Annotated in this window: 18 protein-coding genes; 4 read left to right on the top strand and 14 right to left on the bottom strand. The window is 44.8% G+C overall.

Translation table 11 applies throughout. From position 1 onward, the window contains the following. The first annotated feature begins 104 nt into the window (after positions 1–104). Positions 105–737, top strand: coding sequence for a GNAT family N-acetyltransferase (locus tag MKX34_RS12815; RefSeq protein ID WP_036686143.1), 633 nt, complete (start codon positions 105–107; stop codon positions 735–737). A 3-nt stretch (positions 738–740) separates the two neighbouring features. On the opposite strand, the gene MKX34_RS12810 is transcribed toward MKX34_RS12815, so the two are convergent. From MKX34_RS12810 to MKX34_RS12800, 3 genes are all read right to left on the bottom strand, one after another. Continuing rightward, positions 741–1436 (bottom strand): 5'-methylthioadenosine/adenosylhomocysteine nucleosidase, encoded by a 696-nt coding sequence (locus MKX34_RS12810; protein ID WP_036686141.1) that lies wholly within the window; start codon positions 1434–1436, stop codon positions 741–743. A 92-nt stretch (positions 1437–1528) separates the two neighbouring features. After that, a complete protein-coding gene (gene ccpA / locus MKX34_RS12805; protein WP_036686140.1) occupies positions 1529–2539 on the bottom strand; it encodes a catabolite control protein A in 1011 nt (336 codons plus the stop codon). A 252-nt stretch (positions 2540–2791) separates the two neighbouring features. Then, on the bottom strand, positions 2792–3256 hold the full coding sequence (locus tag MKX34_RS12800; RefSeq protein ID WP_076297706.1) for a hypothetical protein: 465 nt from the start codon (positions 3254–3256) through the stop codon (positions 2792–2794). A 209-nt stretch (positions 3257–3465) separates the two neighbouring features. On the opposite strand from MKX34_RS12800, the gene MKX34_RS12795 reads away from it, so the two are divergent. Beyond that, positions 3466–3990, top strand: a complete 525-nt coding sequence (locus MKX34_RS12795) for a type 1 glutamine amidotransferase domain-containing protein (protein ID WP_038570273.1) — start codon at positions 3466–3468, stop codon at positions 3988–3990. A 93-nt stretch (positions 3991–4083) separates the two neighbouring features. Here MKX34_RS12795 and MKX34_RS12790 read toward each other — a convergent pair whose 3' ends face one another. From MKX34_RS12790 to aroA, 7 genes are all read right to left on the bottom strand, one after another. After that, positions 4084–5478 carry a DUF4179 domain-containing protein gene (locus tag MKX34_RS12790; RefSeq protein ID WP_038570271.1) on the bottom strand — a complete coding sequence of 465 codons (1395 nt, stop codon included), beginning with the start codon at positions 5476–5478 and terminating at the stop codon, positions 4084–4086. After that, a complete protein-coding gene (locus tag MKX34_RS12785; protein WP_094902125.1) occupies positions 5471–6001 on the bottom strand; it encodes a sigma-70 family RNA polymerase sigma factor in 531 nt (176 codons plus the stop codon). The genes MKX34_RS12790 and MKX34_RS12785 overlap by 8 nt, the downstream gene beginning before the upstream one ends. Before the next feature lie 179 nt (positions 6002–6180). Further along, entirely contained in the window at positions 6181–7950 is a 1770-nt protein-coding gene (gene ptsP, locus MKX34_RS12780) for a phosphoenolpyruvate--protein phosphotransferase (RefSeq protein ID WP_076099558.1), read from the bottom strand. Then, positions 7947–9833 carry a glucose PTS transporter subunit IIA gene (locus MKX34_RS12775; protein ID WP_076297705.1) on the bottom strand — a complete coding sequence of 629 codons (1887 nt, stop codon included), beginning with the start codon at positions 9831–9833 and terminating at the stop codon, positions 7947–7949. The genes ptsP and MKX34_RS12775 overlap by 4 nt, the downstream gene beginning before the upstream one ends. A 799-nt stretch (positions 9834–10632) precedes the next feature. Then, positions 10633–11301, bottom strand: a complete 669-nt coding sequence (locus MKX34_RS12770) for a hypothetical protein (protein WP_076297704.1) — start codon at positions 11299–11301, stop codon at positions 10633–10635. Positions 11302–11832: 531 nt separating this feature from the next. After that, complete coding sequence (locus MKX34_RS12765) at positions 11833–12267, bottom strand: CoA-binding protein (RefSeq protein ID WP_076104783.1); 435 nt, start codon at positions 12265–12267, stop codon at positions 11833–11835. Between the two features lie 75 nt (positions 12268–12342). Beyond that, the gene (gene aroA, locus MKX34_RS12760; protein ID WP_036686127.1) at positions 12343–13635 is read right to left on the bottom strand and encodes a 3-phosphoshikimate 1-carboxyvinyltransferase; all 1293 of its coding nucleotides are present in this window, start codon (positions 13633–13635) and stop codon (positions 12343–12345) included. A gap of 110 nt (positions 13636–13745) precedes the next feature. Between aroA and MKX34_RS12755 the strand changes: the two genes are divergently transcribed. Beyond that, positions 13746–14051 (top strand): rhodanese-like domain-containing protein, encoded by a 306-nt coding sequence (locus MKX34_RS12755; RefSeq protein WP_038570249.1) that lies wholly within the window; start codon positions 13746–13748, stop codon positions 14049–14051. 4 nt (positions 14052–14055) lie between these two features. Here MKX34_RS12755 and MKX34_RS12750 read toward each other — a convergent pair whose 3' ends face one another. The 4 genes from MKX34_RS12750 to MKX34_RS12735 form a co-directional block, all read right to left on the bottom strand. Beyond that, positions 14056–14604: a shikimate kinase gene (locus MKX34_RS12750; protein WP_235219530.1), complete on the bottom strand. Its 549-nt coding sequence runs from the start codon at positions 14602–14604 to the stop codon at positions 14056–14058. Between the two features lie 144 nt (positions 14605–14748). Next, positions 14749–16164, bottom strand: coding sequence for an NADP-dependent phosphogluconate dehydrogenase (gene gndA / locus MKX34_RS12745; protein ID WP_038570246.1), 1416 nt, complete (start codon positions 16162–16164; stop codon positions 14749–14751). A 261-nt stretch (positions 16165–16425) separates the two neighbouring features. Beyond that, positions 16426–17022 carry a hypothetical protein gene (locus MKX34_RS12740; protein WP_036686566.1) on the bottom strand — a complete coding sequence of 199 codons (597 nt, stop codon included), beginning with the start codon at positions 17020–17022 and terminating at the stop codon, positions 16426–16428. Positions 17023–17403: 381 nt separating this feature from the next. After that, entirely contained in the window at positions 17404–18693 is a 1290-nt protein-coding gene (locus tag MKX34_RS12735) for an MFS transporter (RefSeq protein WP_076179318.1), read from the bottom strand. Between the two features lie 97 nt (positions 18694–18790). Between MKX34_RS12735 and MKX34_RS12730 the strand changes: the two genes are divergently transcribed. Then, the gene (locus tag MKX34_RS12730) at positions 18791–20266 is read left to right on the top strand and encodes an aminotransferase class I/II-fold pyridoxal phosphate-dependent enzyme (protein ID WP_036686120.1); all 1476 of its coding nucleotides are present in this window, start codon (positions 18791–18793) and stop codon (positions 20264–20266) included. Positions 20267–20368: the final 102 nt, after the last annotated feature.

Genomic DNA, 20368 nt, shown 5'->3' with positions numbered 1-20368 from the left:
TAAATAATGATGTCAATGCAGTGAATGTGAATTTTTTATGTCTGAATTAGTATACCATAGCAAGCGTTTACATACCATTTTTTTGATCTGAAAGGAGCACTGTCATGGAGCATCGCAAAATCCCTATTTCCCATACTCTCTCCTATATGGGTAGAACGATAACTGTGAGCGGACCCCGATCTCCTGAGGACCTTGAAGCCCTGCATATGCATCAGGATCTAGATGCTTTTCGCAGGCCATTAGAGCAGCAAGAGGCGCTCGTAGAGATCGCCAGCTTGCCAGAAGGCCGTGTGATTACTGCGGTAGAGAATGATGTCATAGTGGGCTATGTGACCTTCCATTATCCAGATGAAATGGAGTTATGGTCACAGGGTGGGATGGAGGATCTTATTGAGCTTGGAGCGATAGAGGTGAGTAATGATTATAGAGGGGCCGGACTAGGCCGGCTGCTGATTTCTACTGCTTTTGAACGGGAGCAATTAGAGAATTGTATTGTTTTTACAACAGAGTATTATTGGCACTGGGATTTAAAAGGCAGTGGGCTGGACGTGTGGGCCTATCGCCAAATGATGGAACGCCTGATGAAGACCGTTAATATGGTTTGGTATGCTACGGATGATCCGGAAATCTGCTCACATCCCGCTAACTGCCTAATGGTTCGCATTGGACAAGAGGTGCCCATGTCCTCTCAGGAGACCTTTGACAGAGTACGTTTTAGACAACGTTTCATGTATTGAGCATTAAATATGCTGCAGCATAAATTCTAATATGGAATGCGAGCGTTGTGAAGATTGTACTGTAAATTCTCTGAAATTCACCTCAGCTGATCCATCAGACTTATCTGACATCGAGCGAATGATGACAAAGGGCGTGGCGTTCATATGACAGACTTGGGCAACCGCCGCCCCTTCCATTTCCACACAAGCTCCATCCATTTGCTCTCTTAATTCAGCTACCATCTCCGCATTAGAAATGAATTGATCACCAGATAACACTTTGCCTATCAAGTACTTTTGACCTAACTCATTGCATGCCTTCTCAGCAAGCTGTACTAACGCAGGGTCTGCCTGGAAGACGGAAGTCTCCTGATAAGGAATTTCGCCTCTTGCGAACCCAAGCCCCGTAGCATCCATGTCATGTTGTACACATGTAGACGATATAACAATATCTCCAATATTCAATTCAGGATGTACAGCACCAGCAACCCCCGTAAACAGCACACGGGATACGCCAAAATTATCAATTAGAAGCTGAGTCGTAACTGCTGCATTTACTTTACCCACCCCAGATTTACAGAGCACTACGGATTTGCCTAATATATTTCCTATGTAATATTGTATACCTGCTTTAACTTTTGTCCGCTTGTCCTCCATGCCTTCTAGAAGCAGCTTAATTTCTTCATCCATCGCTCCGATTAATCCGATGATTTCACTCACAGCAAATGCCTCCTTTGATGATTTGTTTAATAAATAAAAACATAAAAAGCTCCATAAGGAGCTTTTTACGGAATAACTGTTCAGTTCTTAAATTACTTATTCAGATGATTAACCGACAAGCGGAGAATCGTTTCATGAGGCAGGATAACCCGCGGATTCTCAACGGTTTCTTTCTTCATAAGCTTGGTCAAAAGTCTCATCGCAACCGCGCCCAAATCGTACATAGGCTGAGCTACAGTTGTCAGCAAAGGACGAACCATCGAAGCCATACGAATGTTATCCACACTAATGATGGAGAAATCATCCGGTACCTTCAGACCTTCATCTTGAATACTGTGAATGGCGCCAATAGCCATTTCATCCGTTGCCGCAAAAATAGCGGTTGGTTTCTTCTTGAGTCCAAGGAAATACTTCATTGCTTCTACACCAGATTCATAGCGGTAGTTACCGATGCGTACCAAATCCTCTTGGTACTCGATTCCTGCCTGTTCCAGTGCTTTCTTGTAACCATGGAAACGTGCATATCCATTTGCAGGATCCTGCAGTGTGCCACTGATCATAGCAATCTCACGATGACCGTGACGAATCAATGTGTTCACAGCATCAAAAGCAGCGGTTTCATGATCGATGTCAACGGAAGGATAAGTTCCCTTCTCATCCCGTGTAGCACATAGAACAATCGGAACTGCAGAAGTCTGGAAAGCTTGAATATGTTCGTCAGTTACTGTACCCCCCATGAAGAGCAGACCATCGACCTGTTTCTCCAAAAGGGTATTAATGACACGAATTTCTTTCTCTTTACGCTTATCCGCGTTACACAATATGATATTGTAATGATACATGTTCGCGATATCTTCAATCCCGCGTGCAATTTCTGCAAAAATCGAGTTTGAAATATCAGGGATGACAACCCCAACGGTTGTCGTTTTCTTACTGGCAAGACCTCTTGCCACGGCATTGGGACGATATCCCAAACGTTCAATCGCTTCAAAAACTTTCTTCCGGGTCTGCGGTTTCACGTTAGGGTTATTATTCACAACCCGTGATACCGTAGCCATAGATACGCCTGCTTCTCGAGCTACATCGTAAATGGTTACCGTCAAATTACTCTCTCCATTGCGATAAATTTTATCGTTCGACTAATTAAAAATATGATACGACACTTTGTACATTTGTGCAATGATAACGCTTCATTTTCCTTTCAAAATTTCTTTCAAGGCTGAAAACGTCACCCTGGATTAAAATTGTGACCAGTGCTGGTTAACCTGTCCAAGAGCATCAATAATGTAACTTCTATCTATCGTAACAAAAAGTGAGTGAAAAATCCAACATTCCGTGAAAATTTTTCATTATTTTCACACAATTTTTTTATAATCTTCATTTTCAGTCATTTGGAAGGATAATTGAGACAATCTTCGACTAGTTTCTTCCATCCAATGCTGGTCTGACAGCTTCTCAGCTAAACGATAGATATCGAGAAGCATATCGACTCGGGTCTGAATCCTCTCTCGGATTATCGCCTCTAGTTCTGATATTCCCCCTATTATAGTTTCTGACAAGGATTCTTTTAATACACTGGCCAATTCATTTCTCTCCGTAAACAAAAAATCTTTTCCCGGATCATCTCCACTGAGTTCTTTTACTAATTTGCCTAGATCTGCTTTAATAAACTGCAAAGGTTCATAACTAGCGCATTCTGGGCAGGTATAGACAGGAACATGCGTAATCTTCATCTTCGTATTAAAAATCAAAGAATGCATATGTAAGTTCATGAGGCCACCACAACTGCACAACTTCTCCATCAAATTATCTTTATACATCTTCTACACCTCTTGCACAAAATTAATAAAGCACAAAGTTTGACTTTTTCAACTTCTATATTCGACTCCACTCGATTAAAACCCTCCTTTATTGCATATAATGATTAAATTGGCAATTTGTCTATAATTTACATCCCTAAAGATGACTTCATATTTTAAATTTGATAGAATAATGAAAGAATCATGGGAATCGAAAGGAGCTTAACTAAATGAGACTAGCCGGTAAAAAGGTGATAGCACTCGTAGACGATGAATTTGAAGATTTGGAGCTCTGGTATCCCGTGTATCGGGTGAGAGAAGAAGGTGCCGAGGTTCACTTGGCAGGTCTGGAAAAAAATAAGACATACATCGGTAAATATGGCGTACCTGCTAAAGCAGAATACTCCTGGGACGAGCTTAATGCCGCAGATTATGATGGGATTTTGGTTCCAGGCGGCTGGGCTCCTGATAAAATCCGCAGATACAGTGCCGTTCTAAAGCTCGTACAGGATTTTAATGCGGCTAAAAAACCAATTGGGCAGATCTGCCATGCAGGCTGGGTATTAATTTCTGCTAAAATTCTGGAAGGTGTAACCGTCACCTCCACGCCGGGCATCCGTGATGACATGGAGAATGCCGGAGCCATCTGGAAGGATGAGGCTGTAGTTACGGATGGACATATCATCTCCGCTCGCCGCCCGCCAGATCTTCCTCCATACGGCAAAGCCTTTTGCGATGCACTTGCTGGGGAATAAACAGTAGGTATATAGTTTAAAATCAAACAAGCCCTGTTTCTCACAATTTGAGGAGCAGGGCTTTTGATTTGAGGCGTTTAAAATTCCAAATTATTACCTGATCCGCATAGAATCCGTCTCCATGATCATATTTGGATAATTTGTAAACCTAAAGGTCAAAGGTTGAGGCAGCTTTTCTTGACCCACGTTAAGAAAATAAGTTATTGTAGTTCCTTTTGCATCCTCTCTATACTCTCTATATCCGGAGTAATTATCATGTACAAGCCAATGTCCGCTTCCAGTGCTATCCACGAAATTATCGTCTATCCCAAAATCGGTTGCTTCATGCAATTCCTCAACTTTTTTGGGAATCAATAAATCCAATACTATAATCCCCTGCTCTTCGTCCGCGGTCCGTTTGGAAATCGAGAGAGAGTTATCCGGTGCCTTTAAAATCTGCTGCGTTTCCGTGTTAATCACAAGCTCGACCTCTGATTGATCTAGAGCAGAGATTCCTTCAACTTCAAGTTTGATTGGATCATTAGGTCTCATATTGTCATTGTGATAAATATTCGATCCACTTGCCCGCATTAGTTCCTCTTGATGACCCCCTTTTCCGAGGACAAGCTTAGGTGAAAGCAAACTAAAAATCCTCATTGTATTCTCTCTGCCAAAGGTTTCCCGCATATAAATACCCGTAGGTCCAATATAAACCTGGTCCATTATAATTTTCTGTCCACCGATAGACAGACTATCCTTCAAATCAACAAGTTCTCCTTGAAAATAATTGTTATCGGCTTCCAGTGGAATTTTGACACCCATTTCTTTTATATCCTTGTTATTAAAAACTTGACTAAGAGCATCTGGAAAAAGCGATAATGTGATATTCAACTCCTCTGGTATCTCATCCTGATATTTATCCCAGACGATTTGCTCATACATACGAGTCGTCCCAGGGGACCCAACCTCTTGTGCATTAGAAGTGCTAAACCCGCTGTATCCACTAAGGTGGTATTTATCCTCTGGAGTCTTTTTCAAAGACAAGCCAAAAAGACGCATCTTCTGATCCGTATTATTCTGGATTGTATAAAGCACTGCAATGCCTCTTCGATCTGCAATGATTCCGTTAACAGTCCATGTTATCCCATCCACCTCAGAAGAAGAGATACTTACCTCCTTCATCATCCCTGCATCAAGTGCTGATTTAATCGTCAGATTATTAGCAATAACGGGTCTAAACAATTCAAGCTGGCCCCAGCTTTTTGGAGGTAATTGTGCACGTACGGGATTTATCATCTGATTTGCCCAAGGCACAATTATAAGTAAGGCGAATGCCAAGACCACCAATACAACAACAGCGTACCTTTTACTAAAAGACAAACGTGTACGGTTCCCTTGCTGCATCCCCCTGCGGATCGCAGTGTCCAGTTTTACATCCAAAATTTCTTCTGCCTCCGCATCGATTTTCTGAAAATAATCCTTAAGCAGCTTTTCTTCAGACTCAGCCATAAAATAGCTCCCCCTTCCGCTTCATTTTGTCACGCAATTGTTTTAATCCTTTATTCAGCCATGTCTTCACTGTGCCCTCTGGTTTATCCAGCACCTCTGCAATTTCGGCAAGGGTCATATCCTTGTAATATTTGAGCACCAGCACTTGGCGATATTTGGGTTTCACTCCATCCAGCGCTTGTTCCATGTCCAGTCTGCGGTCACTTTTCATCTCCATGATTCCCTCATCACTTCGAGCAGCTTCTGCGACTGTGTTCCTCTTTCGGCGCTTCAGCTCATCATTACAGCAATTAATCAAAATACGTGTTAACCAAGGAGCGAACCGCTCCGCGTCTTTTAAGCTCTTTCGTTTAATCCATGCGCGGCAGGTTGCCTCCTGCAAAACCTCCAGCGAATCCGCTTCATTTCGCAAATAGCTGTAGGCAATGCTATAAAGTTTTCTTTTCTGTCCAGCCACTTGCTCATAAAACAGCTCTTCGTCCGTAGCGGCCATTTCCATTTCATCATTTATAATGTGATCCATTTTCGGCCTGCCTCCCCCCTTGCCTTTATTCCTAAATCGGTTCTGTGTAACTCTCTCTATGTATTGACTGCGCTGCAGGGTAAACGGTTTTGTTTTTTTAAAAGTATGTCATAAATATAGAAAAAGGCTCGGCAAGAATGCCGAACCTTGATATGAATTGAATAAAAGTTACAGTAACTTTAGGATGAGGCTTTCTCCTGTAGTTCTCCGCTTGATCCAAGCGTAAGGCCACTTTTTTGCGCAAACGCAGTTAACATTTCTTCCGTCTCTGAGCTTGTACGATGATGGAAACACGCTTTGGCAATTCTTTTGGCATCCTTGGCCAATGTGTTCAGTGTGCGGTGTTTAACCTTCAGCAGCGCCTGCGGCGACATGCTGAGATCTCTAATTCCCAGCTCCAGCCAAAGAGGCAAAGAACGCTCATCCGCCGCCATTTCACCACATACACTGATATCAATCTTGGCATTACGTGCCGCTTCTACCGTCATACGGATCATTCGCAGAACCGCTGGATGGTACGGATGATACATATGAGCAATTTGTTCATTCATACGGTCTACCGCTAACACATATTGAACCAAATCATTAGTGCCGATACTGAAAAAGTCAACTTCCTCAGCCAATAAATCCGCAATCATAACCGCCGCCGGAACTTCAATCATAATACCCACAGGAAGAGTCCGGTTAAAAGGAATATCTCGTTGCTCCAGCTCAGCTTTCACTTCTTCTAAAACAGCTTTTGCCGCCTGCACTTCCTCTACGGAAGAAATCATCGGAAACATTAACTTTACATTCCCGTATGCACTTGCCCGCAAAATGGCACTTAGCTGGGTTTTGAACATATCCAATCGATCCAAGCTGATGCGAATCGCCCGATAACCAAGGAAAGGATTCTGTTCTTCAGGCAGCTGGATATAATCCAACTGCTTGTCCCCGCCAATATCCAGCGTACGAATCACTACAGTGTTGTTGCCCACCTTCTCGACAACCTGTTTATACACTTCAAATTGTTCATCCTCAGTTGGAAAAGATCTGCGATCCATATAAAGAAACTCGGTACGGAACAGGCCTACACCTTCAGCACCATACTTAAGTGCTATGTTGAGTTCTTTAACTGAACTGATATTGCCGGCAAGTCGCAGGTTCACACCATCCTTGGTGACAGCCTCCACGGTGGCGAGCAGTTCCAGCTGCTCTTTCTTTTTATGCTGTTTATCCCGAATCGCTACATATTCATTTATCGTAAGTTCATCTGGGTGGATTTGTACAGATCCGGTATCGCCGTCGATCACAAGCATGTCCCCGGTCTGAATAGGATTAGACAGATTATTCTCCAAGCCCGCTACAAGCGGAATGCCTAGCGCACGAGCCATAATGGAGGAATGTGAGGTTTTACCGCCCATCATGGTGACAATACCTAGAACATAAGTTGGATTCAAGTGAGCTAGCTGGGAAGGAGACAACTCCTTCGCAACAAGAATATATGGCTGTGTATCCGATGGTAACGTAACCTCTGGAGCGCCTAAAAGATGTTTTAAAAGACGGTTTCCGACATCCTTGATATCAACCGCCCGCTCCTTCATGTACTCATCGTCTAGCAGATCAAACATCGCTACAAAATGATCAATCGCTTCTTTCACAGCTACTTCTGCCGCTTTGTACTGGCGTTCAATGATCCCGCGGATTTCACTCATGAACACAGGATCATCTAAGATCGCCAGATGAGCATCAAAAATACTCGATTCCTCCGGACCTACCACTTCTCTGAACTCTTTTTTGATGAATTCAATCTCGTCCTTAGAGGTACGGATACCTTCGTATAAACGCTCAAACTCCTTAGCTAGATCCACTGGGTTCACTTGTGTATCCGGTAAGCTCCATTCCCAGTTCGGCAAGACAAAGGCCTTCCCGATAGCTACACCTGCTGCTGCGCCTATGCCTTGTATCATCCTTCAATCCCTCCAACGTTACTTTCGTGTAAGACTACGGACATTACTGATGATTGCCCCTTTTTAACATTTTTAAATGGAGCATAGCTCCATGATTTGACCCGATCAGGATTCGTGATCACCATCGGTGTAGCCAATGAGGCCGCATGTTCACGCAAATAAGCGAGGTCGAATTTAACAAGCAATTGACCTGGCTCCACGCTGTCGCCTTCTTTTACAACCGCCTCAAAGGGTCCCTTGAGCTGTGAAGTGTCGATCCCTATATGCATGAGTACTTCCAGCCCTTCCGGCGTCGAAATACCCACGGCATGCATTGTAGGATAGACGTGCATAACTTTCCCGAATACGGGTGAAGTAAGTTCCCCTTTTTCCGGCAAAAATGCAACCCCATCGCCCACAAGCTTAGCTGCAAAAATGTGATCAGGCACTTCCTCGATGGGCATCATTCTGCCCTGCATTGGCGAACTGAACAGCACCTGCGGCAAATCACGAAGCATAAGCTTGTTAATCTCCTCGCGGATCAGTTCAGAATACGTGCCAAATACTACCTGGACATTTCCGCCGCCCAGCTTGATAATCCCTGCGGAACCCAAACCTTTAAGCGCTCCAGTATCTATATATCGGTCATTATGAACCGTAAGCCGCAGACGGGTGATACAGGACTGCACTTGTACAATATTCTCCTTGCCCCCAAGCGCCTCTAAGATTAGCGGTGCCTGATAAGGGATATTGCCGGCCCAATCCCCAAGCTCTGAACCTTCTTCACGCCCCGGTGTCGGGATCTGAAAACGGCGAATCGCCCAGCGGAATAAATTATAGTACACAATCCCGTAGCCGATACCAATCGGAATCAGCAGCCAAGCCCTCTGTGACAAATGCATGTTCAAGAAGAAATCAATGGCTCCAGCCGAATAGGAGAACCCGTGATGGATTCCCAGCATGTAGGTCAGTACCATTGCGAGACCGGACATTACAGTATGTACCGCGAACAAATACGGAGAAGCAAATAAAAATGCAAATTCGATCTGCTCCGAAACCCCGGTCAGAAAACAAACCAACGCCGCACGCACAAAAGTCTTTTTAATCTTGGGCTTCAAATCCTCGCGCGCTTCCTGAATAATTGCAAAAGCAATGGCAGGCAGCGCAAACATCATAATCGGAAACAACCCCGCCATAAAAATCCCCGCCGTAGGATCGCCTGCAAAAAAACGCGGCAAATCCCCCTGAACCACAGCACTAACATCAGGAGTCGTAAAATTCCCAAATTGAAACCAAAACACATTATTAAGAATATGATGTAGTCCAAAAGCGGTCAGAACCCTATATAGGACCCCATAGATAAAAACACCAAACCCGCCCGTCTGCAATATTCCCTGAAAAAGATTATCCAGCCCTATCTGCAGCAGCGGAGATATTCCTAACATCACCCATGCGAACCCGGCAGAAAACAAGCCCATGAACAGCAAAACAAAACGCGACCCTCCAAAAAACTGGATCGCCTCTGGAAGCTTAATATTTTTAAACCGGTTTTGCGCGACACCGGCAACGATCCCCAGCAAAATTCCGATTAGTGTTGCAGGTTGTACAAGCCCGTCTCCCATTTGGGTGACAATTCGGTCGTAAGTGAACATCCCAGCCAGCGCTGCAAGCCCCGCCGTTCCGGCTTGATTGGATAACCCCCATGCTACACCTACAGCGAACAAATAAGGCATATAATAAAATATTGCCTGCCCCGCGTAAGTAGCCACTTCAGACACCGAAGAAAGTCCCCATGCAGACCAAGGTAAGCTGCCCAAACTCAGCAAAATGGCTGCCGCAGGCAGTACCATGGTAGGAAGCATTATGGCTCTGCCCAATTGCTGCAATGATCCGAGCCAATTCAAGGCTACCCTCTCCTTTCTTTCTATATTGAATGGTAAGCGCTGCGGGGATTTTTGTCAAAAGAAACTCATGAGATCTTCACGTTACATTTTTAAAACAAATATTCTCACATTCCACTAAACATTTAATTCATTAGTATCCATAGAACGGCTGGTATTTAGGTGAGGCTATCTATACTACAGAGTCAGAATCGGGTTTAAGTGTACTTTGTGCAACTATTCCTATCGGCGTTACTCTGAGCACCTTTTTAACTGCACTTCATACAACTATTTTTAGTGATTTCCCACTTCATCTAATCTTTGATGCGTTTTAAGTGTACAAAATGCAACTATTTCGCATTTAGATGGCTATTTTAGCGTTTTAGTTGTATAAAGTGCAATTATTCCCTTGCGCAGCTATCCCATAGATGTCACTAGCATACCTAATTTGATTTGATTTGATTTGATTTGATTGGATTGGATTGGATTTGATCTGGTCTAGTCTGGTCTGAACTGATCCCAGAGCATTCGCTTCATAACATCGAACTTTTCTCCCCCCATTAGCTATCTCCAACACCCTAAACTCACAGTTAGGAATTCCACCTGAGTTTAAGTGTACTTTGTACAACTATTCATATCGACGTTACTCTGAGCACTTTTTTAACTGAACTTCATACAACTATTTTTAATGATTTCCCACCTAATCTAATCTTTGATGTATTTTAAGTGTACAAAGTACAACTATTTCGCATTTAGATAACTATTTCGGCGATTTAGCTGTATAAAGTGCAATTATTCCCTTGCGCAGACTCTAAAGATCCTCTTACCACATTTGATCTGGTCTGAGAGCCTTCACCTCATAATACCGAATTCTTTCTCCCTGATTAACCGGCTTCAGCAACCCCTTCTCACTTAATGATTGCAGCAATCGACGCGCCGTACGGAAATTAATGCAGAAATGCGTGGCCACATCCTTTGGACGAACCGGTTTACCGAGACGCCAAGCGAAACGCAGAACCTCTTTCTCCTCAGATAAAATAGCTGCGCTAGCAGATTTACGCGCCAAGTAAGGCGCCAGCACCAGTTGCAACAGCATCCGGCAGACCTCGGGACGTTGCTGGATATCATCAAAAGAAAAATGAATCATCCTCCAGCCCATCCCAGTCAAAAAAGTGTCCCGATTTACTGAATAGTTGAATTTTTCGCGGTCCATATCTTTCACATGGCTTTGATATCCATCACACTCGATCCCAAAACTGCTGCCCGTCTGCGGAAGAAAAGCAAAGTCCAAGAATTGTGATTTGCGATTCCAGTCATATACTTCGTATTCTGGATGCAAATCGTCTAGGGACTCAAACATAGGCCACCATACATTCTGCAAAAATAGCTTTTCCGCAAAATTATGCCCTCTAACCAGCCTCCCTCTTCTTTCACCTGTTCTTGATTTCATATGTTGGTCGATAAACAAACCATGCGCTTCTTCAAACTCCATAACCTATAGCCTCCCCTACAAAATAAAAAAACGCCCTTCACCGCAAAAAGCGGTTAAAGGACGTTCTTCGTCTAATCTCATTATAACTAGCTCAACAGGCGATTTACATTAAAAATCGCACCTTTTGTTACACAATACCTCTTACTTTGGCTGATCTCCATCATCTAAGTTTGCTATAACCTCAGCGTCATAAATTTAAACCTAGTTAGTTTATTCCTCTTTTGCTCGTTCTCGCCAGTTTGCTCATTCTTCACCAGCTAGTTCGTTCTTCACCAGCTAGTTCGTTCTTCGCCAGCTAGTTCGTTCTTCGCCAATTAGCTCGTTCTTCACCAGTTAGTCCGTTCTTCGCCAGCTAGTTCATTCTTCACCAGTTAGTCCGTTCTTCGCCAGCTAGCTCGTTCTTCATCAGCTAGTTCATTCTTCACCAGCTAGTTCGTTATTCGTCAGTTCCTTGTTACGTCCGTTGGTCAACGATAACTGTAATCACCACACACTTAACTCAGTGTTCAGTTCAACAGTATATGACCAACCCTACTGCCGGCTACGCCCATGCATTGTGATCGCTTCTTCGACCTTGATGCAGCGGTCCATAATGGCGATCATACCGTGCTCAGCGGCGATTTCAGCGGCTTCTGCGCTAACTATACCCTGCTGGAGCCACAGCACACGTGCGCCAATGTCAGCAGCCTCCTGCGCGACCTTTGCGCAGTGTTCGCTTCGACGGAATACATTGACGATGTCCACTGGCTCCGGAATTTCTGCTAAAGTGTGATAACACTTTTCTCCCAGGATCTCACCATCCACCGTTGGGTTAACGGGAATGATCCGATATCCCCGGCTTTGCATGGCGCCCGCGACCATATAAGAGGTACGGTCTGTTTTGTCTGACAAGCCGACAACAGCAATGTTACCTGCGGAAGCAAGGATATCTCCGATCTGCTCCCGACTTGGATTCTCAAAGCTCATAAGTAGTGCCCCTTTCCATAGTTACACTTACTGATCCTTGTTTAACTGAAGCTAGATACGCTAGCTCCCTTATTCCTATTGTACCCACTCCACATTCGCACCAAGCGCACGCAAGTGATCAAAATATTGCGGATAAGATTTTGCCACATGATGTGCATCCTTAATCAAAAGAGGTTTACGCGCACGCAAGCCCACTACGGATAGTGCCATAATTACGCGGTGATCATAATGCGCATTAATGGTGACTCCGCCTTCGACACCTTCAGGCATGCCGTGAACAATAATCTCATCGCGGCGTTCTTCTACCTTAGCTCCGGCACGGGTTAATTCTGCTAAGTAATCGGTAATGCGATCGCATTCCTTATAACGCAAATTCTCAACATTGTAGAATCGGGAGGTGCCTTCTGCAAATACTGCGGCAGCCACCATGGCCAATACCGCATCGGTTGCAGCATCTCCATCAAATTCAACAGCTTTTAGGATACCGTTCCCTTGGACATGTACTGTGCCCTCTTCATGAGTAAGAGGAACTTCCATCATCCGCAGCACATCAACAATGGCTCTTTCACCTTGTTTACTTTGTTCTGCAAGACGGTGGATTTTCACATCCGACTTTGTAACGGCAGCCGCCGCAAGGATTGCCGCAGAGCCTGGGTAGTCACCTTGAACAGTATATGACTTAGCTGCATAAGCTTGACGACCTGGAACTTTAAAGGACATGTAATCATCCGCAGCGTGCACCACAATACCTGCCTGCTCCAACACTTCCAAGGTCTGGCCCACGACAACCTTCGATTTCAAATCATCGAGGACAATAATTTCACTATCTTCTTCAAGCAATGGTGTCAGGAATAATAGAGCACTTAAGAACTGGGAGCTTACTGCACCAGAGACAGTAATTCTGCCTCCAACCGGTTTACCCCCACGGATCGTGATTGGCAATTTCCCTTCATTATGCTCCACCTGAACACCTAGCTGTTCCAGCGCCACAATCAAGTCGTCATGCGGACGTTTGCCCAATGAGTCTGGATACGTATTTACAAAAGTAACCTCAGGACTTAACGCGGCCACAGCCATAAGAAAACGCAGCACCGCTCCGGCATTTCCTACATTAAGTTCTTTAACGTCTTTTGGATGACGTCCGAAGCCTTGAATCACAATCTTTTCCTCATCCTCTGTAAGCACAGCACCCAAATCTGCTATGCAGCGACGGATCGCGTCGCTATCCTCACTATGTGCAGGATGATAAATCGTACTTACTCCTTCAGACAATGCCGCAACCAGCAGATAACGTGTCGTATAGTTTTTGGAAGAGAGGGCTCCAAATTCTCCTTGTAGAGATGGCGTTGGCCTAACAATAACGTCCATAATATAAACTCTCCTTAGTAGATGTAGTGGGTATGTAATGCTCGTTTGACAGGGTATTCTGTTCTTGTGTTATCATTAAACCATTCTTCTGATGAAAAGAGGTCAAACCCATGCATAATGTACCACAAATCACACCGCAAGAATTACGGCAGTGTATAGAGACAGGTGAAGACCTTGTACTCATCGATGTTCGCGAAGACGAAGAGGTGGCCTCTGGGATGATTCCAGGTGCACAACATATCCCTATGGGAGAAATTCCACACCGTACTGAGGATATTCCAAGCGACGCCAAAGTGATCTTCATTTGCCGTTCCGGTGCCCGCAGCCAACGTGTCTGCGAATATCTACAGCAGTTTGGTTATAACGCTGCGAACCTTAGCGGCGGTATGATTGAATGGAATGAGACACTCTCTTAAAAGCTCAACCGCGGTAATGCATTAAAATATGTTGCGACACTTCTGCCGCAGTCAGTCCCGTTGTATCGACCGTGTAATGCGCGAATAGGTATGCATCCTGGCGATCTTCCATGATTCGTCTGACCCGTTCTTCTGCATTGCCGGCGAGCAGCGGACGATTCTCATCCCCGCTAACACGTGCAATAATCTCTTCCTCAGTTGCCGTTAGCGCAACCACATGCCCTTTACTCAGCATTAAGGCTGTATTCCCCGGCGCCAATACCGCGCCACCACCAGTGGATATTAATTTATTCTCAGACTCTAGCATTTGCTTTAGAACCGCAGTTTCTACGCTTCGAAAGTATTCCTCACCATCTTCTGCGAAGATTTCTGCAATGCTTCTGCCTTCAGTCTCAATAATGACATGATCCAAATCAACCAGCTCATAGCCCAGCTCCTCGGCCAAAATAGCACCAACAGTTGACTTACCAGTCGCCATCATCCCTACTAAAATAATGTTTTTGTTCTTATCTTCCTGACTCATCGTTTTTAGTTCTTCTGTATCCCCAGCCATGACTATCCTCCAACCGCGATATTTGTCATATCATAACACAGGGTCAAAACATTAGACAATCCGCTTCTTCCAGTAAAAAAAGACCCGAAAGGCTCCCCATTTCTGGTGAAGCCGTCCGGGCCGCTTGTCATTCAGTCAATTAGATTATTCTGCTGCCATCCAGTTGTGGTGGAAGACGCCTTCTTTGTCCACGCGTTTGAAGGTGTGAGCGCCAAAGTAATCACGTTGAGCCTGAAGCAAGTTAGCAGGCAAACGTTCTGTACGGTAGCTGTCATAGTAAGCCAATGCGCTGGAGAATCCAGGGACTGGAACACCCAAAGTTACCGCAGAAGCAATGACTTTACGCCATGCAGATTGGTAATTGTCCATAACATTCTTGAAGAAAGGATCAAGAAGCAGATTCTTAAGCTCTGCATTGTTCTCATAAGCATCTGTGATGTTTTGTAGGAAACGGGAACGGATAATGCAGCCGCCGCGCCAGATTTTAGCCAGCTCGCCATATTTCAGATCCCAACCATATTCGTCGGAAGCTACGCGAAGTTGAGCGAAACCTTGCGCGTAGGATACGATTTTGCTCGCGAACAATGCTTTACGCACGTTCTCGATGAATTCGGCTTTGTCGCCTTCAAAAGTTGTTGCTTCTGGTCCGTTAAGCACTTTGCTTGCTTCTACGCGCTCATCCTTCATAGCAGACAGGAAGCGGGAGAATACAGATTCGGTAATCATGGACAGAGGTACACCAAGATCTAGTGAGCTTTGGCTTGTCCATTTACCAGTACCCTTTTGGCCAGCGGAATCAAGGATTACGTCAACCATAGGTTTGCCGGTTTCTTCGTCATATTGAGCAAAGATATCAGTAGTGATCTCGATCAGGTAGCTGTCGAGCTCGCCGCTGTTCCACTCTTTGAAAATATTGTGAAGTTCTTTTGCATCCAGACCTAGAACATCTTTCAACAACTGGTAAGCTTCACAGATCAATTGCATATCACCATATTCGATACCATTGTGCACCATTTTAACATAGTGTCCTGCACCGTCAGGTCCGATATATGTACAGCAAGGCTCTCCGTCCACTTTGGCTGAGATTGCCGTTAGGATAGGCTCTACAAGTTTATACGCACTTTCTTGACCACCTGGCATAATCGAAGGACCTTTAAGAGCACCTTCTTCACCACCAGAAACTCCAGTACCGATAAAGCGGAAACCTTTTTCTTCCAGCTCTTTACTGCGACGAACTGTATCAGGGAAGTAAGCATTCCCTCCGTCGATAATGATGTCGCCTTGATCAAGATGCGGCAGCAGTTGCTCGATGGTAGCATCAGTAGCTTTACCAGCTTGAACCATGATCAGAATTTTGCGCGGTGTTTCCAGCGAAGCTACAAATTCCTCAACAGAAAATGTGCCTACGAGGTTTTTACCTTCCGCTTCAGCAAGAAGATCATGTGTCTTCTCCGGGGAGCGGTTGAATACGGATACGGAAAAACCTTTGCTTTCGATATTTAGAGCCAAATTCTTGCCCATTACCGCCAAGCCAATAACGCCGATTTGTTGTTTTGCCATCTGGTCCTCCACCCTTTGCACCCTATATTTTTGTGAAATCCATTTCTCGCAGTATAAGAATACCACCCTTTATCAGAGACAGCAAAGCCTGCCCTGCGAATAGAGATCAATTTCATTGACAAATTCAGACCAAGAAATGATCACAATGACTATTTTAACGTTTTTAACGTCAGAAGTGAACCCCTGTCTGCAAGTTCCAATACAAATATAAGACACCCCGATGAACAGGGTGCCTTGAAAGAACATTTGCCCGGCACTTGCTTACCATTCTAACATAAACAATTCCTTGGTCAAAAAGGCAAGCTCAGCTCGACATTTGTCCGCGCGAACCGTATCTCCAGCCTTTAATGCATCATTTAACCGATCCAACTGTTCATCAACTTCAATTCTCCGCTGGCGAACCCGTTCTTCCCCTTCAATAGAATAAAAGAGTCTTGTCAGCTCCTCATCTGTGAGCATAGGTCCCTTCTGATATAACACACGCTGCTGATAACCAGAAATTTCAACCAGGCGAATCACTTCGCCAAACAGAATATTTTCAATAATAATCTGCCGATCCCGGAAACGCTTAACGATAGCATGCCCGCGCATATCCCCAATTAATTTCTCCATCCACTCTGACAAGCGAGCATCACGGATCATATAATCGCCCACAAGCTTATAGCCGTCCTTAATCCTTTGAAACCGCAATTTCACTAACTTACGACCCGTACGGACCGAAATCACAAAGACCTGTTCATTCTCGCTCCAATATAGGGAATAACCTTCTTGAATCAAATCCTTGATCAGGTCCTGGATATGCTGTCTGTCGAACCGCAATTCCAGGTTACAATATTCCACCTCGTCGTTTTTGTTCACGGCACTCCCCCCTAACAGCTTCACATCTGTAAAGCCAGCCTTCATTAGTTCAATTCCAGAGTAATCATGGCTGCCGGACCTCTTCTTGAGTTAACTTCCTTTTTGCGTTCGTCTTAATCTTATTTTATACTTCAGTTTATGTAGCGGTAACTTGGTTTATTGACTATTTTTACCCGCAACAGCCTTTCTCCAAACGCTGAGCGAGAATTTTAATGCCTTTTAGTCCTTTTGGAGCATAGACGTTCTAGTCCTTCAGCTTCACAGTGTCATACAGAAGACCTTCGAAACTTACTTCCGTTATATCTTATGTCCTTCTAATTTTCTAAAAAAACCGCTGATATACCGGATCATTCTTCGGTTATCAGCGGCTTTTTATTTTCCTCAGCTAGTCTTAAATTTCTGTTTCGTTCTATGCACAATAAGAAGATGCAGCCCGAAGAGCAGCAGCATTACAATGGCACTTGCCAGGAATGGGACACCATGTCCTACATGATCCCATAATCTTCCTGACAAAACTGGCCCCGCTACCATTCCTGATCCTTGGAGTGTCAGGAACAACCCCCAGACCGTCCCTCGTTCTCCTTTAGGTACTTGCTTAGCCAGAAAGGCATTCCATGCCGGGAGGATAAACGCGTAGCTTATACCGACCAGTGCCACCGCGATAAAGGCAAGTGGCAGCCAGCGAACCTGAGAGAAAAAGGCCAGTGAAAAGGCAGCTAACAAAAAACCTATATTCAGAAACACCGTTGTCCCTATGCGGTCCACCAGCTTGCCTGCGGGAATAAGTGCAAGAACTGTAATCCCTCCCCCTGCGATGAGGAGCAAACTGAATTGATTGGGACTAACATGCAGCTCTGTACGTGCAAACAAGGTAACTACAGGCGTCATCAAGCCAATGGCGAAGGCTTGTAGGAACAACGCCGGGTACAGCCATCTGCTGACTTTCAGGGTAGTTCTCACCTGATGCAGCGTTCTTTTTATACTTTCTATCGGACTAAGCTTTTTACGATCCATTGCTCCGCCAAGTCCATGCATGTCCCTCACGACAGCATGAGACCCGCTGGAAGAGATTCGTTTAGGTAAGAAAAGGGCTACTACAACTACAGCGGCAGCACAACCTAACAAGACCAGAAAAGCCACATGATAACTCTGTCCACCCTGATCCATTAAAAAATTCACAACAATTGGACCGATTCCTGTTCCTGCGAGAGAGGCCATCTCAACAGCGCCCATGGCCGCACCACTGCTGCCGCTTTTGGTTGATCCGGCGAGTTCGGTAATTCCGGTCATCACACATGGCCAAAGCGGAGATGTCCCGATCCCAAGAATGAGACAGGCGATGGATAACGCAACGGCCGTTTTGGCATAGATTATCAAGCCAATGGCTACTAGAATCAGCAACAATGCACCTGTCATCGTCCAGCGGAACCCTATGCGCTCCATAACCCAGCCTGAAGGGCTGCGGAAGACGTTGTCCCCCAAATACTGTAGGGCAAAAGCGAATCCCACTACTGTCACCGACAGGCCCAGTATATTCTCCATATACACTGGCAACAAGGCAACAAGCAGCGAACCTTTAACAAATTCAACTAAAAAAATAATTACCCACATCTCCACAATAAATGGTGATGCTAAACTAATATTCATCCGTTGTTCAGCTTTCGTGGACATTCTATCACATCCAAATCCTAGTATTCTGAAGATTGTTTTGTTATACTGATGCTTGCCTTAAAAATTAACTATTCGCGAAAGGTTGTGACAGCATTAAATGAATCAACACCGTACTCCCCTCTTCACAGCTCTAAAAAAGCATGCCGCCGGCAATCCAGTTCAATTTCATATTCCCGGGCATAAGAAGGGGCTAGGAACCGATGCCGAATTCCGTGAGTTTATCGGCGATAACGCTCTATCCATAGATCTAATCAACATCGCACCGCTTGATGATCTACATCAGCCAACTGGCGTAATCCAGGAGGCTCAAAAGCTGGCTGCGAAGGCTTTCGGCGCCGACTATACGTATTTTAGCGTACAGGGCACGAGCAATGCCATCATGACGATGATCCTCTCTGTCTGCTCACCGGGTGAAAAAATAATTGTGCCGCGTAACATTCATAAATCCGTAATGTCGGCCATTATCTTCTCCGGAGCCAAGCCTGTGTTCGTCTCGCCTGTACAGGATGAGAATCTCGGGATAGATCACGGCATAACCACCAGTGCGCTGGAACGAGCGTTAAAGCGTCATCCAGACGCTAAAGGAGTTCTAGTTATCAATCCAACGTACTTCGGCGTATGTGCCGACCTGCGTTCGATTGTCGACCTGGCTCACCGTTACGGGGTACCCGTACTGGTGGACGAGGCACATGGAGTACTGATTCATTTTCATGAGGATCTGCCGGTATCGGCCATGCAGGCCGGTGCGGACATAGCTGCCACTAGTGTGCATAAGCTTGGTGGTTCCATGACGCAAAGCTCGGTACTGAATCTAAATGCGAAGACTGGGCTGATTAACCCACAACGGGTGCAGACCATTATGAGCATGCTGACAACAACATCAACCTCATATATTTTATTGGCGTCTCTCGATACATCTAGACGTAATCTCGCGCTGAACGGACATGAAATGGCGGAAAGAACGATCCAATTGTCCAACTACGCACGCGAGACCATTAACACTATCGAAGGCTTGTACAGTTTTGGTAAAGAAATACTTGGAACTGAAGCAACTTTCGATCTAGATCCAACCAAACTTAACATTCATGTTCGCCATTTAGGGATCACAGGTTACGAAACCGAAAACTGGCTGCGTGAGAAATACAACATCGAAGTTGAACTGAGTGACATGTATAATATTCTTTGCCTTATTACCCCAGGTGATACTCAAGAATCAGTAGATAAATTATTAGCTGCTTTGCGGGTGTTGTCCGCCATCCATTATAGCAAGGGTGAAATCTATGAACTGAAGGTTCAGGTTCCAGAAATCCCGCAGCTTGCTTTGATTCCAAGAGATGCTTTTTATGCTGACACTCAGTTAGTTCCGTTCCGCGAATCTGCCGGGTACATCATTGCAGAGTTTATCTATGTATATCCACCGGGGATACCGATTCTCCTCCCTGGCGAAGTCATTACTCAGGATAATATCGACTACATTATCGACCACGTCGAAATCGGTCTGCCGGTTAAAGGTCCTGAGGACCGCAGCATCACTAATGTTAAGGTGATTGTTGAAGCCGATCCTATATCCTAAGATCCATCTTTTCCTAAAAAACTTCAATCATTTATACAAAAACCCGATACCATAATGAGTATCGGGTTTCTGTATATAAGCATCAACTGTCCCATTCACATA

The organism is Paenibacillus sp. FSL R5-0636, assembly GCF_037974255.1.
Taxonomy (GTDB): Bacteria; Bacillota; Bacilli; order Paenibacillales; family Paenibacillaceae; genus Paenibacillus_AQ; species Paenibacillus_AQ odorifer.
This window is presented reverse-complemented; position numbering and strand designations above follow the sequence as displayed.

Excerpts from the sequence above, each read along its gene's own strand:
- MKX34_RS12815 (WP_036686143.1), top strand. The coding sequence starts at position 105 with ATGGAGCATCGCAAAATCCCTATTTCCCATACTCTCTCCTATATGGGT.
- MKX34_RS12800 (WP_076297706.1), bottom strand. The coding sequence starts at position 3,256 with ATGTATAAAGATAATTTGATGGAGAAGTTGTGCAGTTGTGGTGGCCTC.
- MKX34_RS12795 (WP_038570273.1), top strand. The coding sequence starts at position 3,466 with ATGAGACTAGCCGGTAAAAAGGTGATAGCACTCGTAGACGATGAATTT.
- MKX34_RS12790 (WP_038570271.1), bottom strand. The coding sequence starts at position 5,478 with ATGGCTGAGTCTGAAGAAAAGCTGCTTAAGGATTATTTTCAGAAAATC.
- MKX34_RS12785 (WP_094902125.1), bottom strand. The coding sequence starts at position 6,001 with ATGGATCACATTATAAATGATGAAATGGAAATGGCCGCTACGGACGAA.
- ptsP (WP_076099558.1), bottom strand. The coding sequence starts at position 7,950 with ATGATACAAGGCATAGGCGCAGCAGCAGGTGTAGCTATCGGGAAGGCC.
- MKX34_RS12770 (WP_076297704.1), bottom strand. The coding sequence starts at position 11,301 with ATGGAGTTTGAAGAAGCGCATGGTTTGTTTATCGACCAACATATGAAA.
- MKX34_RS12765 (WP_076104783.1), bottom strand. The coding sequence starts at position 12,267 with ATGAGCTTTGAGAATCCAAGTCGGGAGCAGATCGGAGATATCCTTGCT.
- aroA (WP_036686127.1), bottom strand. The coding sequence starts at position 13,635 with ATGGACGTTATTGTTAGGCCAACGCCATCTCTACAAGGAGAATTTGGA.
- MKX34_RS12755 (WP_038570249.1), top strand. The coding sequence starts at position 13,746 with ATGCATAATGTACCACAAATCACACCGCAAGAATTACGGCAGTGTATA.
- MKX34_RS12750 (WP_235219530.1), bottom strand. The coding sequence starts at position 14,604 with ATGGCTGGGGATACAGAAGAACTAAAAACGATGAGTCAGGAAGATAAG.
- gndA (WP_038570246.1), bottom strand. The coding sequence starts at position 16,164 with ATGGCAAAACAACAAATCGGCGTTATTGGCTTGGCGGTAATGGGCAAG.
- MKX34_RS12735 (WP_076179318.1), bottom strand. The coding sequence starts at position 18,693 with ATGTCCACGAAAGCTGAACAACGGATGAATATTAGTTTAGCATCACCA.
- MKX34_RS12730 (WP_036686120.1), top strand. The coding sequence starts at position 18,791 with ATGAATCAACACCGTACTCCCCTCTTCACAGCTCTAAAAAAGCATGCC.